The sequence below is a fragment of the Candidatus Thermoplasmatota archaeon genome (assembly GCA_018814355.1).
Lineage (GTDB): Archaea > Thermoplasmatota > Thermoplasmata > UBA10834 > UBA10834 > COMBO-56-21.
The window spans coordinates 1-23890 of sequence record JAHIZT010000105.1; the positions used below are offsets into that span (position 1 = coordinate 1).

Below are 23890 nucleotides of genomic sequence, written 5' to 3' on the forward strand. Positions count from 1 at the left end.
CTTGCTCCTCGAGCTTGTCGTCTATTAGCGTTACAAGTTGGTATGCTGTAAATGCACGTGATATGTTGATGCGGGACAGTATGTCGCGCTTGTCCAGCCTCAAGCGCTTGCACAGTGAGCTGATGGCGTACGGGTCGATCGTGTTGCCCCCGTCGATCCACACGACCTCCTCATCGAACTGAGAGATTGCTTTTATGCAGAGGAGGTGTAGCAGGCTTGTCGCATAGTTGTTGTCGCTGTCAAACAGCGTCACCTGGGCCGATTTGAAGCCTCCTGTGAGTTCGTCCAGTTGCAAGATGGAGGTGTTGAGAGTTCTATCGTGCAGAAGTGGTTCCTCATCAATGATGTGCACGAGCGGCTCTTCGAGCGCGGCCGCCTTTTGGAAGTTCAAGCAATCTCACCGGCACCGCGTTATCTCCCCTTCTGGAGTTAAACCGATGTTGGGGGGAGCATAGTGAAACTAGTGCGCCGAATATAATCCAGCATGTCAACTTCGAGACGAACCTTTGGAAATGAGAGTCTCATGCCTCTTACATGATCGCCTTCATCGGACATCGAGCATTTCTCTCTCTATCGCATAGAAACAATAGGGATCGTTGTGGAACATGCCGGTGGTCGAGTAGGACACCGAGCTGCAGCCACCGCCGCACTTGAATTCGTTCTTGCACCCAGCGCAGTTAGGTCCAGGAATCATCTTACCAGGCTTCCGGTTGTACGGGAAGCTGTCCTGACTCTCCCAGATATCCCTGAGCCGCCTCTGCCTGAGATTCCCCTCCAGGAACCTGTCGTTCCCCATCGACAGACAACCCACTATGTCTCCATCACTCGTAATCCCGATCGATGAAATGCCCGCGGTGCACCCATTCCAACTGCAGCCTGGAAGAAGCTTTGAGTAGTATCCGTAGCAGTGGGCGCCAACGACAGGTAGGTCTTCGAATTTGTTATTGATACGCTCCTTGGCTATGAACAACGCGGTCGCATAGAACTCCTCTCGGGAGAGCGTTAGCTCGCGTTGGAAATTCCCGAAAGGCATGGCAATCTGAATCTGCCAATTCACGCCCTTTCCAAAGATGATCTCCTTGAGCTTGGGAAGGTCCTTGAAGTTGATCTTGCTCACAGTCGTGATCACAGTTGTCTGGATATTGTTTTCGCGAAGGAGCTCGATCGCGGACACGGTCTTATCCCAAGCGCCCTTCCCCCGGATTTGTTCGTGGTTCTCCTTCACGCCATCCAGGCTGATTCCGACGACCTTGGGTTCGATTCTCCTGACCTTGTCGATGTATCGGTCCATCATAGTTCCATTGGACACGAAGCAGACGTTCATGCCGAGGTCCTTGGCGCTCCTTGCAACCGTGAAGCAGTCAGACCTGAGGAACGATTCTCCGCCCATCAAGGATACGTCAGCGCATCCCAGATCTGCGAGTTGCTCACATAGGTCGAAGGACTCTTTGGTTGTCAATTCGTTCTTTCTTGGGACTCCAGCAGAGGATCCGCAGTGAGTGCAACGAAGGTTGCACGCGAGAGTGAATTCCCACACGGCGCACGACAACTTTCGCTCTCTCAGAGGTCTCTGTCTAGATCTTCTTTGAGAAAGCCCCATAGTAAGTCACTACGCCAAAGGAGGATGGACTGCTGAGAGCCGCGCCAATGGAGAACGAGAAAAACGCCAGAATGGCAAGCACTACCCCGAGTAGCCACCTCCGCTTACCGCTTCTTGCAGCCATCAAGGCGCCTGTTGTGGATGCGGAGTACGGATAGCTCCCTGATGATGTGCTGCCACCTATGAGGTATCCTGCGACGAACGAACCCACAATAACGACGGCTCCAGCAATGATTGTCCAAAAACGAGATCGCTCTTCCGCTTTGCGGATTTCGCGCATGTCGTTCTCCGTCAATTGAAGATCCCGACCGATATCAATCAGCTTCGAATTCATCCAACACATGAGAGCTTCAAACTGCTATAAAAGAGCTGGTCTGGCGTTGACATAGATGTCATCGAGATTGAAACGGCCAGAGTGTCATTTTCGGTGATGCACGCCGTACTTAGGGCTCACGCCAAACGTCCCGGAAGAAGTGACCCACGTAATAACGAAAAATGTCATGAATGCGACTACGGCCACGAATACCGCTGCAATCCAGGACTTACGCGATGTTCCGACCAGAAGAACAGGGGTAAACAGCAAAGAAGCATATGGATAGCCTTCGTTGGATTGAGTTGCTGCATGTGGACTGGTCGCTTTCCCAGCTGCGAATCCTGCGAGGGCTGCGAGGATTGTCACTCCGACTTGAGCGATTCGTGACAACACGGCCTTTCGCCTAGAGGCCTTGATAGTCTGGGCATCCTCAGGGGTGACGCCCAAGTTCCGAGCGATCTCCAATGGTCTCGAACCCATCAGAGCATATGAGCTTTCCGCGGCTATTACAATTCTTCGGTCCTGTTGACCGAGAAGTCATGGCGGCCTATCTTGAGTAGGCTCCGTACATAAGCACCGGCGGATCAGGACGAGTGATAGAGTAGATTGTCCACCCAGCAAACCCGAGGATGAACCCGATGACCGCTAGTATTGACGTGCCCTTCCAGGAGCTTCTCCTAGCAATCACCATCGAAGGGATTGCCATGCTAGCCATCGCGAGGGGATAGCCGCCATACGTTTGAGGAGGCGGGAATGCGTACCTCCCGGTCAGAATGCCCATGATTGTAGTGAGCACCGGAAGCGCCAGCTGTGCTATCCTGATGATCCGGGCAACTACGGCGGCCTTTCCAATCTCGGAGATGTCGGACTCTTGTATGCCGACGGGTCCTCCGATCTCCGAGGCCCTTTTCGGGTTAATCATCAATCGTGAATCAGATTCGAATTCATTAGTGCTTTGTCATAGTTCAGATATCGGCGTCATCTTGCCAATGTCTGCGTTTCCTTCTGAGAAGCGGTGCAGCTCAGACTTCACCTTCTTTCTCAAGCCAACGTCTAGCATCAGATCGACAGTCTTGCAGTAGTGTCTGCTGACCATTTCGGGGCTTCTTCCGGATATGACGGATACTCTCGCCAGGTTCCAGTATGCGAGAGGGTTGCGCGGGTTGATGCTGAGAGATTCGGTCAATCTTTTCTCAGCCTCGGCTAGATCCTTCATGGAGAAAGCCTTCACACCAGCGCTGAAGGATTTCTGTGCTTCCTGGAGAACGATACTCAAGTCAAACAGAGCTATAGGTCTGGGATCCAGGTTTTGTATGTATGCGAGCCGCTCCTTGCGCAATCCAGGGTTCTTCAGAGAATCGCGGACAAGTGATTCGACTCTTGAGATGAACGATGCGAACTCTCTTTCCACCTCCAGTCCCTTCTTGCTTCGTGTCCAAAGCTCAAATGCCCTTTCGTGAAACCTCATATCGACAAGCTCTCTGAGGAATGCTCGTTCTTCCAAGACCTCTGGTTCGCTCAGCATGTTTGATGCAACCGCCTCATCAAGGAGCGCAAGCGGGACAATGGGATTACAGGGGGCAAGGCTCGAGATCAGTTCGTGTAAACGGTTTTTGCTCGCAATCGCACTAGGAGCCGAACGCGCCTTTTCGATCCAATTCTCCAGAGGTATCAGGATGAACGAGTCTTGCATGCCTCGAATGTTCCTTAGCCGCTTTCGAAAGCATGCGAAGAACATTTTCTCCTCTGGGTTGAACTGCTTCCTGCACTTGACCCTCATCCCAGGCTCGTAGGTGTGCGTCTTCTCCTTTTCTCTGACAGCCTCGCAGAAGCCGGTCAGCTCAAGCTCTTGTTTGAGATGCGCGAAGGTAAAACCAGATTTGTGCTGAAGTCCCGGGCTATCTATCCCGAAGATCCATTGAAGCGTGGTCTTTCTTTGCTCATTCTTCGACCGGAGCAGTTTCTTGAAGGAGCGTGAAAGATCTGGAGTTTCGAGCACCAGCTCTGCCCCCGGTTTCAGGACCCTGAACCACTCGGCGAGCACATACCTAAGACGAGCTAGGTCGAAATGCTCAATCAGCTGTGCTGCCTCAATCACATCAATGCTGTTAGATTCATAGGGTAGGGAGGAGACGTCAGCGAGCATGTCCGCAACGGACCCGTCGAACCTGTCGATGTTGATGTATCCAGGCTTGTAGGTGGATCCACATCCAAGATTGATTCTGAGCGCTTCTGCCATTTCAATTGGGAATCGCCTCTTGACTTATATCTAATGGAGGATGCCTTTCGCTTCAGTGGAGTTCGAATCGAACTCGGCTTGACTCTCGCCGACCATGTCTCTGGCGATCACAATTGGTGAGAGCATTGTTCGCAAGGATCTCTGAGGTTGATTGTCAACGCGCTTTCTATGCTCATCTTAGTTATCTTGATAATCGCCACAACTATGTTTAAGTACGCTAAGGGCCCTTTTCGCTTAACGGTTCTAGGTAATCGTTGAGCGTTGTAGATAAGGGACTTGAGGAAAATGGCCCCAAGATCATCCTCCAGAAGACAGCCTATGCCGCCGTCCAAGCCGCCTGTGCACAGGAGTTATGGCGCGCAGATGGAATAGGCGGAGGTGAAGCGCTCACGCAAGGCGGCCTTATTGCAGCTCAGGATGGGTAGGCTAGCCCACACCATAGGGATAGCTTCTGGGCTCGCACTAGCATTGACAGCGGTGATCGCTTACGGCCTGATCAATTGGGATTTCCTCAGGAATGCCTCCGAGTTCTGGGTCACTCTCAAATGGATAATCCCGCTCACTGCCGGAGTTGCTGTATCGGCAGTCGCGCTCGCGATGAAGTGGGAGCCCTACTACACGGACAGGGAAGAGACTCACTTCGTAATGAGCATAGTCGCGATGATCGCCCCAGCATTCATAATTGCGCTAATAGTCCTAGACGAATACAACTACGTCCAGCTTGGTAGGCCTGACTGGCTGTATCCAGCCTCGTTGCTCGGCATCTGTCTCACGGAGATATCCCTCGCGATGACGTGGGAGGGCTCGAGCACTCGCAGGACGATCAGCTTCGTCTCAGCGATATTCCCCATCGCGCTTCTAGTCTTCCCGATGGTCTTTCATTTCACACCGCAGGAATTGGCGAGCATACTGCCCATGGCCTACCTCGGCAGCGCGGCCGCCATTCAACTCAGCGGCTCGATGTTGCACATTATCGCCAGTTCGACCTCGGTCCAGCAACGCGAGGTCCTGAAGGCGAGCGACAGCAAACTGAAGGAGCAGCTCAAGGACATCGACAACAAGAGAAAGGCGCTTGCCTACCGCGCAGATGCTCTAAGGTCCAGGGAATCCGACCTCGAGACGTACGAGAAGAGGATCACGGACGAGATGGCGTCTGTCGAGGAACACAAGACCCAGGTCGTGGCCAGCGAGAACGAAATCGAGCAAAGGCTACAGCAGTTGCGTGCAGACAGGGAACGGCTCTCTAAACAGGAGGCGGCTTTCGAGAGCGAGCGCGAAACCCTCCGAATCAAGCTCGCAGACGTAGATTCTCAGAGGAAGGAACTCGAGAAGAGATCGAAGAGCATCGTTGCGAAAGAAGAATCACTCTTGTCCAAGGAGAGGGAGGCTAACAACCTCCTCCTCGAGGCACAGTCCAAAGACCGGGAGATGAAGAACAGGCTCTCCGAAATCGAGGCGGAGGAGTCCACCCAGGAAACGATGAGGAAGGAGCTGGAGTCGCTCCAGGATGCCCTCGCGGAGCGGGAGAAGCAGATAGGCATCAGGGAGAGCGCTCTGGACATGAAGAGCCTCGAGATAGTCGCAGCCAGAGAGCAGCTGGGCACCGTCGCCGCCGAGAAGACAAACATCAAGAGCGTAGAGCAGCAGCTGCTGATGAGACAGGAGTCGCTCTCGGAGAAGGAGATCAACCTCAGGGCGATGGAGGACGATCTAAGAAAGAAAGCAGAGCGCGCGGAGCGGCTCACGGGACGCGCGGACAAACAGATGAACGAGCTTGTCGAGAAGGAGAGTTCGCTTCTGAAGCGCGAACAGACTATTGCGGAGAAGGAAGCCGAACTGAGGGCGGAGATAGAGAAGCTGAACTCAGGCCTTGAAGAGATGCAGAGCGCAAAGGCCACGATAACCAATCATGAAAAACAGTATTTCGATCTGACTGAGACGACGAGATCGAAGCTCACAGCCGTCTCCGTCAGGGAAGAGGAGATGGCCAGGAAGATGGCCGCCCTGGAGAAGCGCGAGGAGAAGATCAAGGAACTGGAGTTGCGGCTCAAGACCGAGCATGATTCCATGAACTCCAAGCTCAGAGGGCTCCTGGCGAAGGAGAAGGACCTCAAGGCAGAGGAGGCGGAAGTTGGTCTGCGGCATGCGGAGCTCAGAGCCATGGAGCGAGAGATTCTCGAGAGCGTTGAGGATGTCGAGGAGGTCCGGGCGGAGGTTCCTGAGGAGGATGAGGGGCAGGAGAAAACGCTTGATTACCGCGAGAAGCGCCTGGTGGAGAAAGAGAGGGAGGCTAAGTCGCGGCTCTATCAGCGGGAGAAGGAGCTCGAGAAGCGCGAGGATTCCCTCAGAATGCATCTCCAGAAGGACGTCGAGGGGATGGAGGAGGCCGTCGAGGAGGAGTACTCCGAGCAAAAGGTCAAGACAGGCATGGAACGCCTGGACGACCTTCTGATGGGCGGAATGCCGTTCGGGTCAAATGTGCTCTTTGTGGGTCCGCCGTTCATTGGCAAGGAAGTGGCCATGCTAATGTTCATCGCCGAAGGACTCAGAAAGGGGGTTCCGGCTGTGATCGTCACGACCTCTCGTCCGCCCTCTGAGATATCCAAGGAGATGGCGCCGATACTTCCCGCCTTCATGGAGTTCGAGCAGGTGGGATTGGTGTACTGGATAGATGCGTCCGGCATGCAGACTGGCGTTAGGGACGAATCTGTGACCGAGACAAAAGTGACGAGGGTTTCGGGCCCTGGGAACTTCAAAGCCATAACCGATGCGGTAGACGCGTGCATCAAGTCCATTGCGAGGCAGAAGCAGCCGTATTTCAGGGTCGCCTACATGTCCCTCTCGATGAGCATCACGCAGTCGGACGAGAAGAGCTCCTTCCAGTTCATCCAGAGCCTGGCCGGGAGACTGAAACAGGGTGGTGCGGTCTCGGTGTTTGCGGTTGAGCGCGGGATGCATACGGAGCAGCAGCTCGAGTCGATCCAGCATCACATGACGGGAGCCGTTCAGTTCAAGACAGACAAACAGAAGACCTTGCTGAGTGTCCAGGGCGTCGGCGATGCCCAGACCCGGGACTGGATAGAGTACAGACACAGTAGCAAGGCGCTGATGATCGGAGCATTTTCACTTGAGAGGATAAGGTAGCTTATACCCTCCGTGCCTTGTGGGGAATTGAGCAGGTCTTGGTAGCGAGGGTCCAGGTCAGATGATTCAGCAAGGCAATGGCATCCTGGTCAAGATGGATGGATGCTCGTTCAGGTTCGACCCGAAACGCGTCCTCAATGACGAGGTGTCCATGATATCCCATGCGCACACGGATCACCTTCCCACCTCATTTGAGAGGCCTCTTGCGATATGTTCGCCCGTTACGAGAGATTTCGTGAAGGTCCGGAGGAAGAGAGAGATAGAGATATGCTCGGACGACAGGGTGAAGGTGCTCGAGGCCGGGCACATCGCTGGGTCGAGAATGTTCCTTGTCCAGGGAGAATCCAAAGTCCTGTATACAGGGGATTTCTGCACCCGGGAAAAGAAGAGCACGAAGGCGGCGAAGCCCCACAAATGCGATATACTGATCACGGAGGCCACCTATGGAAAGCCTCGATACGTCTTCCCGGACCATGCCGAGATGATGTCCGTCGTCAGGGATTGGCTGGATGACATAGTGAAGCGTGATGGCAGTGCGGTGCTCTTCGCATACCCCCTTGGGAAGTCTCAGGAACTCACAGTCTCACTGAAGGACCTTCCATTGGTTCTCCACCCAACAATCGCCGACAACAACCGTCTGCTCAGGAAGCACGGATACGATCTTGTCGAGAAGGAGTTCGACGGGCATCACACGAAACGGCCCTTCGTGTACATCACTTCTGGATTGGGGAAGGACGCGGAGCGGGTCGAGTCGCTCGTCAGGCATGGGGCCAAGACCGCGGCATTCTCGGGCTGGGCTCTGGACAAGGGTTTCACATATCAATCAGGTGTCGACGAGGCATTTCCTGTATCGGACCACTGTGGATTCGATGAGCTTGTGGAGTTCGTGAGGAAGTGCGGCCCGAAGCAGGTGTTCACGACACACGGCTTCGTGAAGGAGTATGCCATGCACCTTCGAAGAAGTCTGGGGATCCAAGCTCAGCCGCTCATATCCAGGCAGCGTACCCTGGATCACTTCTGCTGACCGTCCTTCGCAGAGCTGCCCCAGACGCGGGCATATGTTCCTGCGGGCATGAAAACGCGCGAGACTCTGACAGCGACCCCTTCAGAGCGCTTCATGATCTCTTCCGAGTCCATGAGAGCAGAGCCCAGTCCAACACTCTCCCCGCTCTGAGTCATGATGGCCACGGCGCCGCCTCTTCTGATATGTTCGTCCAGCGTCACGACTCCCGGCACTGCGAGGCTCGCTCCGTGGCATATGGCATCAACCGCGGAATCCTTGATCTCTATCTTCGGCATCTGGGCCATAAGGACTTCCATCGGGTGGAGCATCTTCCTCAGGAGGCGTGAGTCCCCGGCTCTGTGCTCCTCGAGCGCATCCTTAAGGTCGTGCAACGACACCGCAGCATCTTCCGTGAGAGCGCCGGCTCTGGTCCTTCTCAGGTCCTGGAGATGAGCGCCAACGGCAACGGCGTCCCCGATGTCCACGCACAGGCTCCTAATGTACGTACCAGCATCGCATTCGACTTTGAACAACACATCCCTGCCAGAAATCTCCATCAGGCTGAGCGACTCGAGGCTCCGAGACCTCAGCTCTCGCTTGACCGCAGAGCGCATCGGGGGCGTCTGATAGATCTCGTCTGTGAACTCCTTGAATACTTCCTGGAGACGTCTCTGGTCGACGTTCCCGTGCATCCTCATGACGCCGACATACGCCTTCGTGCCGTAGTGCAGCGCATCCATGGCACGGACAGCGTTCCCAAGACCGACGGGCAAGACGCCCGTGACCCTCGGGTCCAAGGTTCCACCGTGAGCGGACTTCTTGGCTCCTATCATGTCCCCGACCCAGCTGGTGATCTGGTGTGATGTAGGTCCTGCGGGCTTGTCTATGACAACAACGCCGTTCGCTAGTAGCTCGTCGACAGTCCTGTCCTGGGGTCTCGCGCCCTTTCCCTGGCTAGTCGATCTCTTCGATTTGACGAGCATTCTCTGCCTCTGCCTTCTTCGCTCTCTCAATGACCGTGTCTGCTATCTTTTCCGCAGGCATGTTGGAGGAATCCAACCAGAGATCGTATATCGACCTGTCTGATGGGTCGATGCCATAGTACGCCATGTACCTCTTCCTCTCCGACCTCTCTCTGAGCCGCATCTCCCTCAGGACGAGTTGGACGTCCTTACCTTCTCTCCGGGCTATCCTGTCGGCTCTTACTTGCTCGGTCGCGTCTATGTACGCTGCGAAGACCGAGACCTTCCTACCCTTCAGGATCGGTCCCGACAGCCTGCCGTCGAGGACGATGTTCTCGTTCGCTTTCGCCAGCGCGAGCATCCGTTCGTCCAGCTCCTTGTCTATCGTCTCGTCCTCCTCTGCCAGTCTTCCGAGGGTTTCCAGGTCGAGCTTTCTCTCCATAGCCATCTGCCTGAATATCTGTCCTACTAGAATGAAATCGTAATCGAGCCTGTTCGCGACGAGCATGCAGATAGTCGTCTTGCCGCTCCCTGGTGGTCCTGAGATCGCTATTCTCATCAGGCCGCTCCCTCTCCGCCGACGGCCTCGGCCATGTCCAGCCCACCTCTTTCCAGCTCTCTCAACCTTCTGCTGAAGCTGAAGTACTTCAGCACGCGGGTCAAGATCTGGCCGAAGGGAAGCGTGAGCAGGGAATACAGCAGAATCCAGTTGGGCAGTATGCTCGAATGCTTCATGTCCGCGCTGAACGCCCACGGGACCGAGAACGTGGTGGATGACAGGTCGAGGTAGATGAAGTTGGCGAGCCATGCGAAGATGGGTATGATCACGAGCATCGTCACCGGCATGAGCTTCAGCTGAGTCTGTGATGCCTTCATGGATTGCGCCATTATCTGCGGCTGGAGTTCTGTGAGCTTCTTCAGCTTGTATGTGTTGTTGCTCGTCCTCGCCCCTCTGAGCTCCTTTTGGAACGCCGATGTGATCCTCTGGGTCCTCGCCTGGTCTACCCAGTTGACGAAGAAGTGCCTCACGCTTATGCTGAAGAAGCTCATCAACAGGCCGGTGAACAAGAGCGTCAGTATGGGCTGGTTCCCGCCGAAGCCCACCAGCGGCGCCAGAGGGATGCCGACGAGTCTGCCGAGTCCTTGCCTCAGGTTGTTGTCGAACATCACGAACATCGCGGTGATGAATGCGAGCATCACCACCATCTGGTTCCCTATGTCGGGCTTGGGCGGTCTCCCTGCCCCTGGACCGGACTTGCTAGCCATTCGACTACTCGCCTCCGAAGAAGCCCCTCAGCACTGGGTGCATTTCCATCATCTGTTCTCTGCCTATAGCGTCGTACAATTGGATCATGATTCCCACTGCCAGCAGCACACCCGTCCCGGACGCGTTGCCCACGGTCCCTATCAGGTCAGCCCCGGCCGCGAGTCCTCCGACTGTCGCACCTGATATCACAGTGACGACAGGGATATACCTCTCGAGCACCCTCTTGAGGACCCTCGGATCCCTTCTGAAGCCGGGAATCTGCATGCCGCTCGATTCGATCTGCTTCGCGACGGCCTCCGCCCCCATGTTAGTGGTCTCTATCCAGAACTTGGCGAACAGTATGGAGCCGGTGACCATGACACCAACGTAGACGATCACGTGAATGCCGATCTGCAAGCGGCTTTTGTCGAGCCCCGTGGCATTCAGGTAGTCTCCGCTCAGGAGCGGCAGCAGCCAATCGCTGACTCCGCTGACCGTTGACAGATAGTATGCGAGCCCTCCGGCAGGACGTGTGTCGTCCGGCAGGTAGTAACCCAGCATCCAGTTATGTCCCAGGATGGGCACATTCTGGAACGACGGGTGTGACCAGAACAGCATCGAGAACATGCTCACGTTCGCGAGCAATGCCGCCATCAGGATGACTGGTATGTTGGATGCGTAGATGAGCTTGATCGGGTACCTGCCCCTCGCGCCCCTCGCTCCGCCGTGCGCGAGCGGGAGTTCGATCCTGCTCGATTCCGTATATGCGACGAACAGGAAGATGACTATGGTGCCTATGAGCGCGACCATCGGGTTGGGCTGCGCTAGGAATATACGTTCATAGCCTCCGCTGGACAGCTGTGGTCCCGACATATGGTGGAACATGTAGATCGTCTTCGGTATGGTGCCCGCAGGCGGATTCTGAGTTACGTCGAGAGGCATGCTCGTATCCACCGGGTGCCAGTTGAGCGAGCCTGTGAATATCGCCTGCGCCACTCCCGCGGCGATGAAGAGCGATATTCCGCTGCCTATGCCCCACTTCGAGACCACCTCGTCCATGAGGAACACTAGGTATGAACCGGCGATGAGCTGGACCACTATGAGCGTTCTCGCAATGGATACGCCGTTGTCCGTCGAGAAGTGTTCCATGCCGGTGATGAACTTCTGCGACGGCTCCATGAAACCGTATACCTGGGGAGCGGACTCCACGACGATCATGATGATGACCATGAGCTTCTGCGTGCCCTGATAGACGGCCTTGTCCTCCTCGTCCTTCAGGTTGAGCTTGATGATCTTCGCACCTGTGAACAGCTGCATGATGATGGAGCCGGTGACGATCGGACCGATGCCCAGGTGCATGAGCGAGAACTGCGCACCCGCCAATATCGCCCTGTACTGGGCGAATAGGTCGATCCCAGAACTCGTGTCCAGCCCATAGATCATGATGTTGGTCATGACGAAGTAGATCACGAGTATGAGGATGACCCAGGTCATCTTCGTCCTGAAGTGAACGTGCCCCTCAGGCCTCGTCACTGCCGGCAGCCTGTCCGTGATTGGCTTGAGCTTGTAGAGCAGGCTCTTCTCTTCGTCCCCCTCGGCCATCTGCACCCTTCCTTTACCAGGCGAATCTTTGATCGTATGCTAGCTCTGACCTATTCCTTGAGTATCTTCCCGCCGGCCTTCTTCAGCTTCTCCTCTGCTGAGGCGGAAGCCTCTGCCACTTTCACGGCTATCGGTGTCGAGATCCTCCCTGACCCCAGGAGCTTGTCGATGCCCATCTTGGTCAGGTCGACGCTCCACTTTCCATCCTTGTGGACTGCGAACCCATCTTTCGACAGCGACGGGAGTGACTGCTCGATGTCCGAGAGGTTCATGGTCACCTTGCTGTATACGACGGATTGTGGCCTCTTGAACCCGTGGTGGCCGAAATAATCCGGACAATATTTAACGACACTTATCCACTTGTGCTTGTGGAGACCCGCATTCCCTCGGCCGCCTCTCAGGCCAGCTCCTCTGCCGGCCTTCTTTCCCCGGCCGTGGGTCCTGCTGCCTCTGAACTTGCTCGTCTTGCTGACCATCTACTTATCCTCCATCGGCTTTGCGAGCATACGGTCCACGAGCTTCTCGATGTCGGCCCCTCTGTAGCCCAAGGAACCGCCGTCGGAGTAGCTTCTCCTCGTGCTCCTGTACCCCTTCCTCGGCGGTGGGAGCCTGATGACGGGCTTCAGCCCCTTCACATCGGAGACCTTCGCCTCGCCTTTCTCCATGGCCTTTGCAAGCGACAGTATGGACGGGTACTTCGAGTTCTCCTTCACATAGGCGTCCGTGAGCTTCCCGCCTCCGATGACCTCTCCCCTCTGGAAGAGCATCCGGGCGATCGTCTCGTGGCCGACCTCTCCCCATGTGACGAAGTCCTTGACCACCTGGAGCATCCCCTTCGTCGTGGAGTTCTCCGGAAGCAGCACGCAGTGGTTGGGTCTTGTGAGCTTCATCATGTCCATGGTCTTCACGGCCCGGTGCTGTATCTTCGCATGGCCTCGGATCCGGACTATGGCTATGGCAGCCATCTCACTGTGCCCCCTTTGGCGGTTCGCTTCCTTCCATTTCTGGCTGCTCCTCGGGCTCCGGAGGAACGCCTGCGACATGTATCTGGACTGGCCCTGACATGATCTGGAGCCTGCTCTTCTGCTCATCGGTGACTCTCAGCTGCGAGGTCTTCCTGAGCGCCTCGAACGCGGCGATCGAATAGTTGATCGTCGTCTTCGTGTGCCCATCCGTGAATCCCCAGGCGTCCTTTATGCCGGTCATCTTGATCACGCTCTTCGCGACGTCACCGACTGCGAGGCCTGTGCCTCTCGGAGCCGGCTTGAGGTTGACAACCACCGAACCTGAATGCCCTGAGACCTCGAAGGGCAGCGAGTGGGGAGTGAGGCATCCGCACTGCCAAGAACCGCACCCTCTTTTTACTTCGATCATATTCAGCTTGGCGACGTCGATTGCCGCCCTGATGGCCGGCCCGACCTCTTTCCCTTTCAGCCTGCCTAGACCGACGTATCCATCGAAGTTGCCTACGACGACAGTGATCGCGAACCTCACTCTGCGGCCCGAGTCCGTCATCCGCTGGACCATGTTGACATCCAGGACCTCGTCTGCGAGTTCAGGCAGGAGTATGTCCACTATCTCAGGCTCCCTCAGCGGCAGCCTGCTCCTGAGCGCCTCGCTCATCGTGGTTATCTTGCCCTCGGCGACGAGCCTTCCCAGCCTCGTCTTGGGAGCCCAATCACTCATCAGTCGCACCTCCGATCTTGCTCTTCGCACTTTCGAACATGGCAGCCGTGCCCTCGTGCATGTGCTTGCCGCTTATCCTGTCATCGTTAGGGAGCATCTCGTCGCTGTGCGGGATCTCTATGCCGGCGTCGAGCATGCCCTTCAGGGCGGCGAAGATCGCCGCGCCCTTTGTGGGCTTTCTGAGCCCAATGTCAAGGACAGACCTCTCGACACCCTTCTCCTTGGCCCTCTTCCCGGCAAGGAGTCCTGTAAGATAAGCCCCTGGTGTGCTCTTCCCCGAGGCGGTCCACCCGAACTCCGACAACTCCGTGGAGACCGCAGCCGCTAGGACGACATCTCCCTTCTCCAAGTAATCGATGAACTGGATTCGCATGTTCTTGTTCGACTTCCTGACGACGGCCCTTGGGCGGCCGCCCTTGATGAGCGCTGCCCTGTGCCTGTAGTCCGTTCGACCTTCTCGCCTTCTCCTGAACGGGACTTTGTATCTAGGTCCTGTAGCCATCTTCATCACTCCTTCAGGATGCCCTCGGCCTTCAGGTGCGACTCCAGATGCGGTCTGCTCTTGAAGACGCCTCCCTTGGCCTTGAGATAGTACTTGCGGTAGGTCGCGGTGTCGATCTTCCCGCTATCCCTGAGCTCCTTCAACTTCCGCCTTATGGGCCTGATGGTCTGCATCCAGCGCTCCTTGGAGGGCTTCCTAGCGCCCTTCCTGCCGCGCCTTGATCCGTGACCGCGCTGTCTGCCCTTGCGCCTCTGGGCCAGCTGGAACTCCGCTCTGCCTCTGGAGACGCCCTTCTTCTGTCTGGATGATACCGCGCCCGATGCGATAAGCGTGCGAACGTCGGCGCGCGTGATCGCGTCCGACACGTCCTCAGCGCGGTTCGGGTCCATCCAGACCCTGTTCTCACCACATTTCAGCAACTGGGATGCCATCCTTCTTTGGTTCTTCAGGTCCATGGATCATCCGCTCCTGTTGAGTACTCTGATATTGAGCTCGTCCGCCTTCTTCTCGATCTCGAGCCTCTTCTTCATGCCGACCGAGTGCGCGACCCTTGCAGCCTCCTGCTCGGGCCTTATCTTCGCGAGGTCCTTCACGTTGTAGACCATTACCTCTCTGAATCCCGATGGGTGCAGGAACCTCGCCTCCCTCGGCGAGCCGTACCCGATCGAGACTACGGGTGGTCTGTAACCGTAATGCTGTCTCATCTTGGAATGGCCACCCCTGGGCCTGCGCCATTTCGCGGTCTGGAGCCTCTTCCTCCTGTGCCACTCCTGCCTGAGGAACTCAGGCCTGCGGGCAGCCACTTCGGCCCGCTTCCTCAGGGCGTCGATGGTCTCCTTCGAGAGCTTCGGCTTCAGCTTGACCTGGTAGCCCTCCTCCTCGATCTCGACCTCCTCCTCTTCCTTCTCGCCCTTGCCCATCTTCTTCACGGGCTCCTCGGGCTCCTTCTCCTCCTTCTTCGTTTCCTTCTCCTCAGAGGCTTTCTTCGGGGCGGTCTTGACCTTCCTGGTCTTGGGAGCCGGCTTCTCCTCCTCCTTCTTCTCGGCCTTCGGCTCGACGCGCACCTTCAGGTCCTCCTTCCAGTGCTCGATGGTCTTCGGGCCAGCGCCCTTGAGGTTCTCGCGTATCTCCTTTGTCTTCTCCACGTCCTCGAGCGCAGCTGCGAGCTCTTTCGGCGACCCGATCCCTATCGCCTCGAGCTTCGCGATGTACTCCTCCTTGAACATATGGAGTTCCATGAACTCGTCATGATGGGTGGACTTCTTCTCTGCCAAACCATTCACCTCCCGGGCTTCTCGATAATGTAGATGCCGTCCTGGAAGACCCTGGGGTCGAACCCTTTGATCTTCGTGGCCCTTTCTATGTTGGCCGCGGTCTGCCCGGCATCCTCCAGATTCGGCCCATTGAGCACGACCTGGTCTCCCTTGATCTGCACCTTTGTCGCCCCGAGGATGCTGGCCTTCCTCGGGTACTTCTCACCAAGGAAGTTCTCGATCAGGAACGTATCTCCCTTGATCGATGTCTTGATGGGGAAGTGTGCGTAGACGATCTTCATCTTGTACTCGTGGCCCGCCGTTGCGCCGATGAGCATGTTCCGTATGTGCGCTCCATAGGTCCCCACGAGCGCCTTCTCCCGCTTCCTCGGCATCTCGCTCGAGACCACCACGTGCTTTCCCTTGACCTCTATCTTCACCCGCGGGTGCACGAGCTTCTTCTGCACCTCTCCCTGAGGTCCCTTGACCTTGACGATGCCGTCCTCTATTTTGACCTGGACCTTCTCCGGCACCTCGATGTCGTCCTTCAAGAATCCTTCGCGCATCGTGGCCACCTCAGTATACGAACGCCAGCAGCTTGCCGCCGACGCCTCCATTCCTGGCATCCATGTGAGTCACGACGCCCTTGGTGGTCGTGAGTATGAGCACCCCGAAGTCCTGCGCGGGCAGGTACCTCGATTCGTACTTCTCCAGGTCTGCTACCTTGACCGAGTACCTCGGCCTGATGACTCCGCAGTCGTTTATCTGACCCGATAGGGCGACCTTGAACATCCTGCTTCGGCCATCCTCCACGAGCTCGAACTGCCTGATGTAGCCGCTCTCCTGCATGACCTTGAGAACGCGACCGATTAGCATCGAGGAGGGTCGGACGATGCACTCGCCCTTGCCTACCTTCTCGGCGTTCTTGATGACCGCCATCGCGTCGTTGAGCGTGTCGTGTTGCATGTCATCTCACCTCATGAGTACTTCCTGAATCCGATGTTGGGAGCGATCTCCCTGAAGCACTGCCTGCACAGGTGCATCCCGTATCTTCGGATGATGCCCCTCTTCCTTCCGCATCTGGTGCATCCGACAGTCCTTCCAAACTTCTTCTTGGGCTTCAATCGACCACCTCCACACCGAACTTCGACTTGACGAACTCGACGCCCTCCTTCCGAGCGACCCTGTGGTGCTTCGAGATTCTGCCCCGCAGGATCTTCCTCTTCTGGACCCTCTTGCCTGCCCTGCCTATGGACGAGCAGACGTCCAGGCCGAATATGCCGATCTCGGGGTCGTACTTCATTCCCGGGAAGTCCGTGTAGTCCTGAATTCCGAACGAGAAGTTCCCCGCGGGGTCGAAAGAGTAGGTAGCGAGCCTGTTCTCCTTGATCCAGAAGGCCTTCTTGACGAACTCCTCAGCCTCCTTGCCCCTTAGCGTGACCTTGCATCCTATCTGCATGCCCTCCCTTAGGCCCAGGTCTCTATTGGTGACCTTTGCGACGGTCCTCACAGGCTTCTTGCCGGTGATCATCTTCAGGACCTTCTCCGCCTTCAAGAGTCTCTCGCCAGCGTCACCTACGCCGATGTTGACGACGGTCTTCTCCAGGCGGATGTCCCTCATCTTGTTGGCTTCGGTCATGCGGCCTTCGCCTCCACCAGCTTGATCTCCGGGGCCTTGTCGCCGACCACGAAGACATTCTCCTTGATCGTGCTGAACCCCTCCTTGAATGTGACGAGGTTTGGCGCCGACCCTCTCCTTATCTGGTAGTTCTCGACTGTCTGTAAGCTACCAGGGTGCGAACCACCGATGAGTAGAGCCATGCTGCCCTTCTCGAGCTTGAAGTCCTTGACCAGCTTCTGCGAAGGCACATCGATCTTGAGCACATCGCCGGTCTTGTACTGGTCCTTTGCCAGGATCATGCACCTTCCATCGTGCAGGTTCAGCTGCACCTTGCCCTTCTTGATGACCTTCTTTCCGTCGATGCGCGCGAGCTTCCAACCCTTCTCGGAATCGTCGATCGCAACAAGCTTCAGCTGCGACTTGTAGTCGACGAGCATCCTGTAGCTCTGCTTCGTCTTGAGGATCGTGACGACGTCCATCAATCCGACTGGGTACTTGTAGTTCGTAACGACCTTGCCATCGACCGAGACGCCTCGGCTCCCGATGATGAACCTTGCCTCTCTGGCGTTGTCGCACAGCTTCAGCATGTCGCGCACGACTGCGAGCAGAGGCATCGACTCCCTTGTCCCGTGGGGTCCTGGAGCCGGCTTCGTCACCCAGTGGCTGGTCTTCCTCGGGATCGCCCAGCTGTTCGGTGCCGCCATTCTCTTGATGTGCTTCTTCATCTCAGCTCACGCCTCCTTTCAGGCTGTCCAGCTTCTCCTTTCTCCAAGGATCCGACAGGTCCAGCTTTGTCAGCACCACGTCCGATGGGTCGACCGGCTTCTGCTTCTGCGTGCCGTCCGCCTTCGGGATCGTGACGTTCTCAACAACTATCTTGCAGCTCTTCAGGTCCACGGACGCCACCTTCGCCTCCGATGCCCTGAAGTCCTTGTTCCCTCTGAGGATCTTGACTGTGTCGCCCTTCCTAACTGGGAGCGAGCGAACGTTGTACTCTGTCATCAACGCGGAGTTCAGGTGCGCTGAGACCATCCTCTTCTTCTTGTGCAGGGGCGCGTTCGCCCTCCACTTCCTCTGCTTTCTCGCCTTAGTGCTCGTGGTAACCATGGCACTCACATCCCTACACTATCATCGAGGCCGTCGCTGCGATCCTCGGCCACCTCTCAGCGGCCTCCCTCGCAACCGGTCCCTTGATGTCCGTTCCTTTTGTCTCGCCCGTCTCGGTGACGAGCACCACAGCGTTGTCCTCGAACTGGACCATCGTGCCCTCGGGCCTCCTGAACGCCCGTTTCTGGCGGACGATGACCGCCCTGAACAGCTGTTTCCTCGTCTCGGGCGAGCCCTTCTTGACTGTGACGACGCACACCTCTCCGAGGGCAGCGTTCGGGTACCTTCTCTTGGTTCCGTGGTATTTCGGCACGGCGACGACCTGGACGATCTTGGCGCCGCTGTTGTCTATGCAGTCCAACCTCGCCCCGGTCGGTATGCCCCTCGTCTGTCTTCCTGGGATGCCTTTCATCGCGCTCACCTACTTCTTCTCGATGACTACGTATGACACTCTCTTGCTCAGTGGCCGGCACTCCATGATGCTGACCTCGTCTCCGAGCTTGACCTGAAAGCATGGGGGAGAGTGCGCGAGGTACCTGCTCGTGCGCTTCTCGTACCTCTCGTACTTCGGTACGTACCTCATGTACTCCCTCTCGATGACAACCGTGCTCTGCATCTTCGTGGAGACAGCGGTGCCGTTGAGCACCGTGCCTCTGACCGACATCTGTCCGTGGAACGGGCAGTGGCTGTCCTTGCACGTCCCCTTCGGTGGCTCGACATCGAGTCCTATATCCTTCACGCCGGGTTTGGCCGCCCTCTTGACCTTCTCTGCCATCGCATCTCACCCTACCGCACTTTCTTGATCCTGTCCTCAGGTCTGAACTTGATTTCCTTGCCGGAGACAATGTGGGTTTCCTGGCCTTCAACGAACTTGAACCTGCAGCAGTCCTTGGGCACCATCTTCTCAGCCCCGTCCTGCTCTATCGTGAATGTGTTCCTGGTCTCGTCCACGACCTTTCCCTTGACGCCGACATACTCGGCGCAGGTCGATTCCAGGACCTCTACTCCAAGTCCGATGAACTCCCGTCTCCGGAAATCTCCTACACTCATGCTCGGTTTCCTTCACTCCACGGAGAACCCCAGCTCCTCGAGGACCTCTTTGACCTTCCTCTTGTGCTCGCCCTGCAGCTCGATCCGCCCTTCCTTGGCGGTCCCGCCTGCAGCGCACCTGGTCTTGAGCTTCCTTGCGAGGTCGTTCAGATCAATGTCCGTCGCATCGATTCCATCGACGACGGTCACGATCTTGCCGTACCTTCTGGTGTCCGTGAGTATCCGTATCTTCTGCTGCTCCTTCGCTATCTGCTCACACATGCACAGCTCTTCGGGCAGCCCACATACCGAGCAAATTCCTGCCATTACTTCTTCTCCTCCTTCTTCGGCTTCTCAGCCTTCTCCTTCTTCACGTTGGGTTTCGGCTTATCCTTGTTCGCTTCGTTCGCGAGCTTCTTGGGGCCGGCTTTGACGGCCTCTGCCACATCTATCTCGCGCATGATCGTGTGAATTCGGGCCACGTTCGTCCTCAGCGCCCTGATCTTGCCAGGACTCGAGGGCGCGCCGCCCATCGCGGCTATGCCTCTCTCGTGCATCAGCTCGTCGTTGATCTCCTTGAACTTGGCCATCAGGTCGTCCGGCCTCATGGCCCTGATCTCCTTCGGCTTCAACAGCGCCATCCTCTTCAGGCCTCCTTGCTCCCTTCAGGCTCGGGCTTCTTCTCCTCTTTCTTCACCGGGACTTCTGCCAAAGGTGCCGTCTTCTCAGGAACTGTTATCGCCTGGACCGGCGCCTGCGTGATCGCGCCCTCAGCCGGTTTCGCGACGGGGGCGGTCTCCTTCTTCTTCCGCTTCCGGACTGGTTTATTCTCCTCACCCGGTGCTCCGGGTGCAACCGGTGCCGGCGGAGCGGATCCTTCGCCCGCCTTCTTCTTGAACCTCGGCTTCTTCGGCTTGGCGGCCGCCTCCGTGGTCGCCGTCTTCCTGAGCTCCTCGACCGCCTGGGCAGCCTTCTGCTCCTCTGCCTTGACTTCGGCGGCCGGCACGGCTGGTGCCTGAGTCGCCGGTGCTGGAGTCTCTGGCGGCGGGATGATGTCGATCTCGTCTGGCAGTCTGGCATTCTGGTCCATGATCTGCACCGTCACGCCTATGACGCCGGGCTTGAGTTTCGCGGCCGCGAAGCCTTGGTGCATAAAATTCAGTTTCGCCTCGCCACAGTACTTTATGTGGCCCTCCTTGAACTTCACCGTCCTGTGCCTCTGGCCAGTGAGCTTGCCAGCGATTATCACCTGACAGCCCCTGGCTCCAGAGTCTATGATTCTCCGAACGGTCGAGTGGCCAGCGCGCCTGAAGTGCCAGCCCCGCTCGAGCGCGTTGGCAAGCTTCTCTGCCATGATCTGCGCGTTCAGGTTCGGATTCTCCACCTCCTGGACCTCGATCTGCGGGTTGTTGAAGTTGAAATTCTCCTCGATTGCGCGGGTCAGGCTCTTGATCGACTCTCCCCTCCGGCCGATGACGAGCCCCGGGCGTTCGGTGATCAGTGTCACACGCGTGCCCATAGGGGTTCTTTGGACGTCCAGCCCTCCGAACCCAGCCCTGCCGACCTTGCTCATCAGGAACTCTTTCAGCAGGACCCTTCGGATGTTCTCAGTGACGAACTTTCTCTCGCTTGCCATTCTGATACCTCCACAAGGCCGTCCTAGAACGCCTCGACCTCCTCAAGGATGACCTCTATGTTCGTAGTCTGATCGTTCCAGGGCGTGCTCCTGCCCTGCGCCCTCGGCATGAACGACTTCTGAATCCTCCCTCTGTGGGCTGCGGCAATCTTGACTCGCATGTTTTCAGCGTCCAGGCCTTTGTACTCTGCATTCGACTGGGCGCTCTCGAGGACCTTGAGTATGGCCTTGGCGGCATTCTTCGGGAACCTGCCAGGGCCGACCTTCGGCTTCGGGTTCAGATACAACTTGAATCGTGTGTATGGAACAGGAGTCTTGATGTCGACGACCTCTTTCAGGTACTTCTTCGCGTCATCGACCTTCATGCCCTTCAGCATCTTGCAGACCTCTCGACAGTGCTTCGGTGACACGCCGATCTCAATCCCGAGCGCCTTCGAGGTCTTCTCCGGGTCCGAATCCATTGAGTATCCCATTGTTCTCGACCTCCCTCACTTCAGCGGCATGAACTTGGATGATCTGGTAGCACCTACACCCAGTCCAGAGTGCCTCACGGATCTCCTGGTCATGGAGAACTCGCCCAGCGCGTGTCCGATCATCTCCGGCTTGATGTCAACAGGTGAGAACTCCTTGCCGTTGTAGACATGGACCGTCTTGCCAACGAACTCGGGCAGCACCGGGATCTCCCTCCTGTGCGTCCTGACGGGTCCGCCGGCTACTCTTAGCCTCCTCACGAACGCCTCCTGCTCGGTGTTCAGGCCCCTGATGTAAGTCCTCCGGGCCCTGGCCGGCAGCAGCTCGATGATATCCGCGAACGGAAGCTTCAGGAGCTCTTCCATCGTGTGCCCACGGTATGTGAACTCCTTCTTTCTGCGAGCTTGGATCTGGCTCTTCTTCTTCCTCATCTTCCTTCTTGCGGCCTTGGCAGATCCCTGATGCCTCGCGGAGGGTTTGATCTTCTTCTCCGGCGGAGCGACTGAAGGCGCGCCCACGGCCGGGGTGGCTGCTGGTGCCACAGTTCCAGCCTTCGGTGCAGCCGCTGGGACCTTTGCTGCGCCCTTGTCGGCTGCTGGTGCTTTCGCGCCCGCCTTCGGTGCCTCTTCCTTCTTCTTTTTCTTCTCGTCGGCCATTCATCACACCTTCTTCTTCTTTCTCTGTGGGGCCAGCCTACCGACCTTCCTCCCGGGAGGAGTGTTCCTACCGACGCTGGATTGGGTACCGACGTGCGGGTGGCCACCGCCACCGTGCGGGTGGTTGACCGAGTTCATCGCTACGCCTTTGACCTTGAAGTAGGCCTTCGCCTTGCCGTGGTAAGCCCAGAACTTCTTGCCGGATTTCACGAACGGCTTATCCTTGTGCCCTCCACCTGAGACGAGGCCGACCGTCGCCAAGCACTTGTTGTCGACCTCCTTGAACTTGCCAGAGGGCATCAGAAGGACCGTCTTCGCGCCCTGCGTGACGATCGTGGCTGCAGTGCCCGCGGTCCTCGCGAACTTGCCGCCATCGCCTGGTTGCGACTCGATGTTGTACACGATCGTTCCCTCGGGCAGGTTTCCCACGGGCATCGTGTTGCCTGCAACGACTGCGCCGCGCGTGCCGAAGCTGACCTCCTGGCCGACAGTCATCCCGTCGGGAGCGATCATGAACTGCTCGTTGTTTCCGTACATGACCTTCGCCAAGGGCGCTATCCTGCCGGCCTCGTGGACGAGGTCCACCACCGTGCCAGTACCCTCCCTTATCTTCGGGTGGGTGGCGCTCGTGAACCTGAGATGTCTGGGGGACCTGTACCTTCCGAAGCCGCGTCCTCTTCTCTGAGTGATTAGTCTCTTTCCCATGTCAGCACCGCCTAGAATATGCCGATCCTCATGCCGATCTCCTCGGCAGAGTAGCCCTCCTTCAGCTTGATGATCGCGTGCTTGCCGTCCTTCATTAGCTTGATGTTTATCTTATCGACCTTCGCCTCGAACCGCTCCTCGAACGCCTTCTTGATGTCAGGCTTTCTTGCGTCCTTGCGGACTACGAACTCGAGCCTGTTGCCGTCCGTGAGGTCCTGGTTGGGCGTACCGGACATCGCATTCATGGTCTTCTCTGTCACGTACGGATGAAGAATGATGGTCCTTCTCATCTATGCCACCCTCCTATCGTCTGGAGCGCGGTCTCAGTGACGAGCATCAGCCTTCCGGGTGCTCCTCCTGGTGCGAGCACGGACGCGTTGAGCTTGGTCGGTGTCGCGACCTCCACGCCTGGGAGATTCCTGACGCTCCTGCCACCGTCACATTCCTTGGAGATGACCACCAGGATGCTCCTAGGGGTCCTGAACCTCCGGCCCCTCATCTTGCCCCGGCCGGCCCGGACGTTCCTGCCATCGATGGCCCTCTGGACATCGTCGTAGACGCCGAGTGACAAGAGCGCCTTCACGGCATCCTGGGTCGTCTTGATCGATTCGAAATCGTCCTTGACGACGACTGGCACCGTCAGCTTCTCATCGAACCTATGGCCCCTGGCCTTGACAAGCTCGAGGTTGCTCGTCGCGCTCAGGGCAGACAGCTTCCCCATCATGAGCTCCTTCTTGTTGATCTTCTTGCCAAGATCCTTGTCGACCTTTGGCGGGTGAGCGCGCCTGCCCCCGACATTGTTCGGAGACTGGGCCGCGGTCGAGCTGTTCATGAGCCTCTGGACCCTTGCCACGCCTCTGCCCTTCCCCCAGGTCTGAACGGAATGGCGCATGCCTGCGGTTGGTGACGGCGCGTACGGTTGCCTCGCGTTAGCCTCTATGGCGGTCACGGCCCTCCTGATGACGTCGGGCCTGAGTTCCGCCTTGAACACCTCCGGGAGAGACGCCTCACCGGACACCTTTCCCTCGAGGTCGTACACATTGAGCTTCCCTGGAGTGTGTTTTGGCTTCTCTTCCTCTGCCTTTATCTTCTTTGCTTTCTTCTCCGCCATGAGC

The 23890-nt window shown here is 57.2% G+C and carries 34 protein-coding genes; 2 read left to right on the plus strand and 32 right to left on the minus strand.

The window, feature by feature from the left end; all coding sequences use genetic code 11:
- The 5 genes from KJ653_07495 to KJ653_07515 form a co-directional block, all read right to left on the minus strand.
- On the minus strand, positions 1-391 hold a 391-nt coding region (locus tag KJ653_07495), incomplete at its 3' end, for a hypothetical protein (GenBank protein MBU0685670.1).
- Positions 392-544: 153 nt separating this feature from the next.
- Entirely contained in the window at positions 545-1549 is a 1005-nt protein-coding gene (locus KJ653_07500) for a radical SAM protein (protein MBU0685671.1), read from the minus strand.
- A 25-nt stretch (positions 1550-1574) separates the two neighbouring features.
- A complete protein-coding gene (locus tag KJ653_07505; GenBank protein MBU0685672.1) occupies positions 1575-1934 on the minus strand; it encodes a hypothetical protein in 360 nt (119 codons plus the stop codon).
- Positions 1935-2460: 526 nt separating this feature from the next.
- A complete protein-coding gene (locus KJ653_07510) occupies positions 2461-2835 on the minus strand; it encodes a hypothetical protein (protein ID MBU0685673.1) in 375 nt (124 codons plus the stop codon).
- Between the two features lie 36 nt (positions 2836-2871).
- Entirely contained in the window at positions 2872-4152 is a 1281-nt protein-coding gene (locus KJ653_07515; GenBank protein ID MBU0685674.1) for a methyltransferase domain-containing protein, read from the minus strand.
- 378 nt (positions 4153-4530) lie between these two features.
- Here KJ653_07515 and KJ653_07520 point away from each other — a divergent pair, with 378 nt between their 5' ends.
- Both KJ653_07520 and KJ653_07525 read left to right on the plus strand, forming a co-directional pair.
- Positions 4531-7296, plus strand: a complete 2766-nt coding sequence (locus tag KJ653_07520; GenBank protein MBU0685675.1) for a hypothetical protein — start codon at positions 4531-4533, stop codon at positions 7294-7296.
- 61 nt (positions 7297-7357) lie between these two features.
- Positions 7358-8320, plus strand: coding sequence for a hypothetical protein (locus KJ653_07525; protein MBU0685676.1), 963 nt, complete (start codon positions 7358-7360; stop codon positions 8318-8320).
- On the opposite strand, the gene KJ653_07530 is transcribed toward KJ653_07525, so the two are convergent.
- The 27 genes from KJ653_07530 to rpl4p form a co-directional block, all read right to left on the minus strand.
- Positions 8308-9282: an RNA-guided pseudouridylation complex pseudouridine synthase subunit Cbf5 gene (locus tag KJ653_07530; protein ID MBU0685677.1), complete on the minus strand. Its 975-nt coding sequence runs from the start codon at positions 9280-9282 to the stop codon at positions 8308-8310. The genes KJ653_07525 and KJ653_07530 overlap by 13 nt on opposite strands.
- Positions 9254-9820: an AAA family ATPase gene (locus KJ653_07535; GenBank protein ID MBU0685678.1), complete on the minus strand. Its 567-nt coding sequence runs from the start codon at positions 9818-9820 to the stop codon at positions 9254-9256. The genes KJ653_07530 and KJ653_07535 overlap by 29 nt, the downstream gene beginning before the upstream one ends.
- Positions 9820-10527 carry a DUF106 domain-containing protein gene (locus KJ653_07540; GenBank protein MBU0685679.1) on the minus strand — a complete coding sequence of 236 codons (708 nt, stop codon included), beginning with the start codon at positions 10525-10527 and terminating at the stop codon, positions 9820-9822. Before KJ653_07540 ends, KJ653_07535 begins: the two co-directional genes overlap by 1 nt.
- Before the next feature lie 4 nt (positions 10528-10531).
- Positions 10532-12109 carry a preprotein translocase subunit SecY gene (secY, locus tag KJ653_07545; GenBank protein ID MBU0685680.1) on the minus strand — a complete coding sequence of 526 codons (1578 nt, stop codon included), beginning with the start codon at positions 12107-12109 and terminating at the stop codon, positions 10532-10534.
- 50 nt (positions 12110-12159) lie between these two features.
- A complete protein-coding gene (locus KJ653_07550) occupies positions 12160-12585 on the minus strand; it encodes a 50S ribosomal protein L15 (GenBank protein ID MBU0685681.1) in 426 nt (141 codons plus the stop codon).
- Positions 12586-13074 carry a 50S ribosomal protein L30 gene (locus KJ653_07555; GenBank protein ID MBU0685682.1) on the minus strand — a complete coding sequence of 163 codons (489 nt, stop codon included), beginning with the start codon at positions 13072-13074 and terminating at the stop codon, positions 12586-12588. It lies immediately after the preceding gene.
- A 1-nt stretch (position 13075) separates the two neighbouring features.
- Positions 13076-13795, minus strand: coding sequence for a 30S ribosomal protein S5 (locus KJ653_07560; GenBank protein MBU0685683.1), 720 nt, complete (start codon positions 13793-13795; stop codon positions 13076-13078).
- Positions 13788-14297 carry a 50S ribosomal protein L18 gene (locus KJ653_07565; GenBank protein MBU0685684.1) on the minus strand — a complete coding sequence of 170 codons (510 nt, stop codon included), beginning with the start codon at positions 14295-14297 and terminating at the stop codon, positions 13788-13790. Before KJ653_07565 ends, KJ653_07560 begins: the two co-directional genes overlap by 8 nt.
- 5 nt (positions 14298-14302) lie before the next feature.
- On the minus strand, positions 14303-14752 hold the full coding sequence (locus KJ653_07570; protein MBU0685685.1) for a 50S ribosomal protein L19e: 450 nt from the start codon (positions 14750-14752) through the stop codon (positions 14303-14305).
- Between the two features lie 3 nt (positions 14753-14755).
- Positions 14756-15523, minus strand: coding sequence for a 50S ribosomal protein L32e (locus KJ653_07575; protein MBU0685686.1), 768 nt, complete (start codon positions 15521-15523; stop codon positions 14756-14758).
- Between the two features lie 53 nt (positions 15524-15576).
- The gene (locus KJ653_07580; GenBank protein ID MBU0685687.1) at positions 15577-16116 is read right to left on the minus strand and encodes a 50S ribosomal protein L6; all 540 of its coding nucleotides are present in this window, start codon (positions 16114-16116) and stop codon (positions 15577-15579) included.
- Between the two features lie 10 nt (positions 16117-16126).
- Positions 16127-16516, minus strand: coding sequence for a 30S ribosomal protein S8 (locus tag KJ653_07585; GenBank protein ID MBU0685688.1), 390 nt, complete (start codon positions 16514-16516; stop codon positions 16127-16129).
- Positions 16517-16527: 11 nt separating this feature from the next.
- Positions 16528-16674: a 30S ribosomal protein S14 gene (locus KJ653_07590; protein ID MBU0685689.1), complete on the minus strand. Its 147-nt coding sequence runs from the start codon at positions 16672-16674 to the stop codon at positions 16528-16530.
- The gene (locus KJ653_07595) at positions 16671-17171 is read right to left on the minus strand and encodes a 50S ribosomal protein L5 (protein MBU0685690.1); all 501 of its coding nucleotides are present in this window, start codon (positions 17169-17171) and stop codon (positions 16671-16673) included. The genes KJ653_07590 and KJ653_07595 overlap by 4 nt, the downstream gene beginning before the upstream one ends.
- 14 nt (positions 17172-17185) lie before the next feature.
- Positions 17186-17896 (minus strand): 30S ribosomal protein S4e, encoded by a 711-nt coding sequence (locus tag KJ653_07600; GenBank protein ID MBU0685691.1) that lies wholly within the window; start codon positions 17894-17896, stop codon positions 17186-17188.
- Position 17897: 1 nt separating this feature from the next.
- On the minus strand, positions 17898-18278 hold the full coding sequence (gene rplX, locus KJ653_07605) for a 50S ribosomal protein L24 (protein MBU0685692.1): 381 nt from the start codon (positions 18276-18278) through the stop codon (positions 17898-17900).
- A 13-nt stretch (positions 18279-18291) separates the two neighbouring features.
- A complete protein-coding gene (locus tag KJ653_07610; GenBank protein ID MBU0685693.1) occupies positions 18292-18690 on the minus strand; it encodes a 50S ribosomal protein L14 in 399 nt (132 codons plus the stop codon).
- A gap of 9 nt (positions 18691-18699) precedes the next feature.
- The gene (locus KJ653_07615; protein ID MBU0685694.1) at positions 18700-19053 is read right to left on the minus strand and encodes a 30S ribosomal protein S17; all 354 of its coding nucleotides are present in this window, start codon (positions 19051-19053) and stop codon (positions 18700-18702) included.
- An 11-nt stretch (positions 19054-19064) separates the two neighbouring features.
- Positions 19065-19328 (minus strand): ribonuclease P protein subunit, encoded by a 264-nt coding sequence (locus KJ653_07620; protein MBU0685695.1) that lies wholly within the window; start codon positions 19326-19328, stop codon positions 19065-19067.
- 12 nt (positions 19329-19340) lie between these two features.
- The gene (gene yciH, locus KJ653_07625; GenBank protein MBU0685696.1) at positions 19341-19634 is read right to left on the minus strand and encodes a stress response translation initiation inhibitor YciH; all 294 of its coding nucleotides are present in this window, start codon (positions 19632-19634) and stop codon (positions 19341-19343) included.
- Positions 19634-19948 (minus strand): 50S ribosomal protein L29, encoded by a 315-nt coding sequence (gene rpmC / locus KJ653_07630; protein ID MBU0685697.1) that lies wholly within the window; start codon positions 19946-19948, stop codon positions 19634-19636. Before rpmC ends, yciH begins: the two co-directional genes overlap by 1 nt.
- A 5-nt stretch (positions 19949-19953) precedes the next feature.
- The gene (locus KJ653_07635) at positions 19954-20943 is read right to left on the minus strand and encodes a 30S ribosomal protein S3 (protein ID MBU0685698.1); all 990 of its coding nucleotides are present in this window, start codon (positions 20941-20943) and stop codon (positions 19954-19956) included.
- A gap of 23 nt (positions 20944-20966) precedes the next feature.
- Positions 20967-21416, minus strand: a complete 450-nt coding sequence (locus tag KJ653_07640) for a 50S ribosomal protein L22 (protein ID MBU0685699.1) — start codon at positions 21414-21416, stop codon at positions 20967-20969.
- 15 nt (positions 21417-21431) lie between these two features.
- Positions 21432-21845: a 30S ribosomal protein S19 gene (locus KJ653_07645; GenBank protein MBU0685700.1), complete on the minus strand. Its 414-nt coding sequence runs from the start codon at positions 21843-21845 to the stop codon at positions 21432-21434.
- Positions 21846-22073: 228 nt separating this feature from the next.
- Complete coding sequence (locus tag KJ653_07650; GenBank protein MBU0685701.1) at positions 22074-22775, minus strand: 50S ribosomal protein L2; 702 nt, start codon at positions 22773-22775, stop codon at positions 22074-22076.
- A gap of 11 nt (positions 22776-22786) precedes the next feature.
- Positions 22787-23065 carry a 50S ribosomal protein L23 gene (rplW, locus tag KJ653_07655; protein ID MBU0685702.1) on the minus strand — a complete coding sequence of 93 codons (279 nt, stop codon included), beginning with the start codon at positions 23063-23065 and terminating at the stop codon, positions 22787-22789.
- Entirely contained in the window at positions 23062-23886 is an 825-nt protein-coding gene (gene rpl4p / locus KJ653_07660) for a 50S ribosomal protein L4 (protein MBU0685703.1), read from the minus strand. Before rpl4p ends, rplW begins: the two co-directional genes overlap by 4 nt.
- Positions 23887-23890 lie beyond the last annotated feature (4 nt).

Coding starts and splice junctions, on each gene's coding strand:
- yciH (MBU0685696.1), bottom strand. CDS start 19,634: ATGGCAGGAATTTGCTCGGTATGTGGGCTGCCCGAAGAGCTGTGCATG.
- KJ653_07555 (MBU0685682.1), bottom strand. CDS start 13,074: ATGGCTGCCATAGCCATAGTCCGGATCCGAGGCCATGCGAAGATACAG.
- KJ653_07510 (MBU0685673.1), bottom strand. CDS start 2,835: ATGATTAACCCGAAAAGGGCCTCGGAGATCGGAGGACCCGTCGGCATA.
- KJ653_07565 (MBU0685684.1), bottom strand. CDS start 14,297: ATGGCTACAGGACCTAGATACAAAGTCCCGTTCAGGAGAAGGCGAGAA.
- KJ653_07505 (MBU0685672.1), bottom strand. CDS start 1,934: ATGAATTCGAAGCTGATTGATATCGGTCGGGATCTTCAATTGACGGAG.
- KJ653_07635 (MBU0685698.1), bottom strand. CDS start 20,943: ATGGCAAGCGAGAGAAAGTTCGTCACTGAGAACATCCGAAGGGTCCTG.
- KJ653_07600 (MBU0685691.1), bottom strand. CDS start 17,896: ATGAAGAAGCACATCAAGAGAATGGCGGCACCGAACAGCTGGGCGATC.
- KJ653_07585 (MBU0685688.1), bottom strand. CDS start 16,516: ATGCAACACGACACGCTCAACGACGCGATGGCGGTCATCAAGAACGCC.
- rplX (MBU0685692.1), bottom strand. CDS start 18,278: ATGGTTACCACGAGCACTAAGGCGAGAAAGCAGAGGAAGTGGAGGGCG.
- secY (MBU0685680.1), bottom strand. CDS start 12,109: ATGGCCGAGGGGGACGAAGAGAAGAGCCTGCTCTACAAGCTCAAGCCA.
- KJ653_07580 (MBU0685687.1), bottom strand. CDS start 16,116: ATGCGCGAAGGATTCTTGAAGGACGACATCGAGGTGCCGGAGAAGGTC.
- KJ653_07570 (MBU0685685.1), bottom strand. CDS start 14,752: ATGGACCTGAAGAACCAAAGAAGGATGGCATCCCAGTTGCTGAAATGT.
- KJ653_07530 (MBU0685677.1), bottom strand. CDS start 9,282: ATGCTCGTCAAATCGAAGAGATCGACTAGCCAGGGAAAGGGCGCGAGA.
- KJ653_07560 (MBU0685683.1), bottom strand. CDS start 13,795: ATGAGTGATTGGGCTCCCAAGACGAGGCTGGGAAGGCTCGTCGCCGAG.
- KJ653_07525 (MBU0685676.1), top strand. CDS start 7,358: ATGATTCAGCAAGGCAATGGCATCCTGGTCAAGATGGATGGATGCTCG.
- KJ653_07595 (MBU0685690.1), bottom strand. CDS start 17,171: ATGAGGGACATCCGCCTGGAGAAGACCGTCGTCAACATCGGCGTAGGT.
- rpmC (MBU0685697.1), bottom strand. CDS start 19,948: ATGGCGCTGTTGAAGCCGAAGGAGATCAGGGCCATGAGGCCGGACGAC.
- rplW (MBU0685702.1), bottom strand. CDS start 23,065: ATGAGAAGGACCATCATTCTTCATCCGTACGTGACAGAGAAGACCATG.
- KJ653_07550 (MBU0685681.1), bottom strand. CDS start 12,585: ATGGTCAGCAAGACGAGCAAGTTCAGAGGCAGCAGGACCCACGGCCGG.
- KJ653_07535 (MBU0685678.1), bottom strand. CDS start 9,820: ATGAGAATAGCGATCTCAGGACCACCAGGGAGCGGCAAGACGACTATC.
- rpl4p (MBU0685703.1), bottom strand. CDS start 23,886: ATGGCGGAGAAGAAAGCAAAGAAGATAAAGGCAGAGGAAGAGAAGCCA.
- KJ653_07620 (MBU0685695.1), bottom strand. CDS start 19,328: ATGAGTGTAGGAGATTTCCGGAGACGGGAGTTCATCGGACTTGGAGTA.
- KJ653_07575 (MBU0685686.1), bottom strand. CDS start 15,523: ATGTTCAAGGAGGAGTACATCGCGAAGCTCGAGGCGATAGGGATCGGG.
- KJ653_07615 (MBU0685694.1), bottom strand. CDS start 19,053: ATGGCAGAGAAGGTCAAGAGGGCGGCCAAACCCGGCGTGAAGGATATA.
- KJ653_07515 (MBU0685674.1), bottom strand. CDS start 4,152: ATGGCAGAAGCGCTCAGAATCAATCTTGGATGTGGATCCACCTACAAG.
- KJ653_07640 (MBU0685699.1), bottom strand. CDS start 21,416: ATGGGATACTCAATGGATTCGGACCCGGAGAAGACCTCGAAGGCGCTC.
- KJ653_07610 (MBU0685693.1), bottom strand. CDS start 18,690: ATGAAAGGCATCCCAGGAAGACAGACGAGGGGCATACCGACCGGGGCG.
- KJ653_07540 (MBU0685679.1), bottom strand. CDS start 10,527: ATGGCTAGCAAGTCCGGTCCAGGGGCAGGGAGACCGCCCAAGCCCGAC.
- KJ653_07645 (MBU0685700.1), bottom strand. CDS start 21,845: ATGAGGAAGAAGAAGAGCCAGATCCAAGCTCGCAGAAAGAAGGAGTTC.
- KJ653_07650 (MBU0685701.1), bottom strand. CDS start 22,775: ATGGGAAAGAGACTAATCACTCAGAGAAGAGGACGCGGCTTCGGAAGG.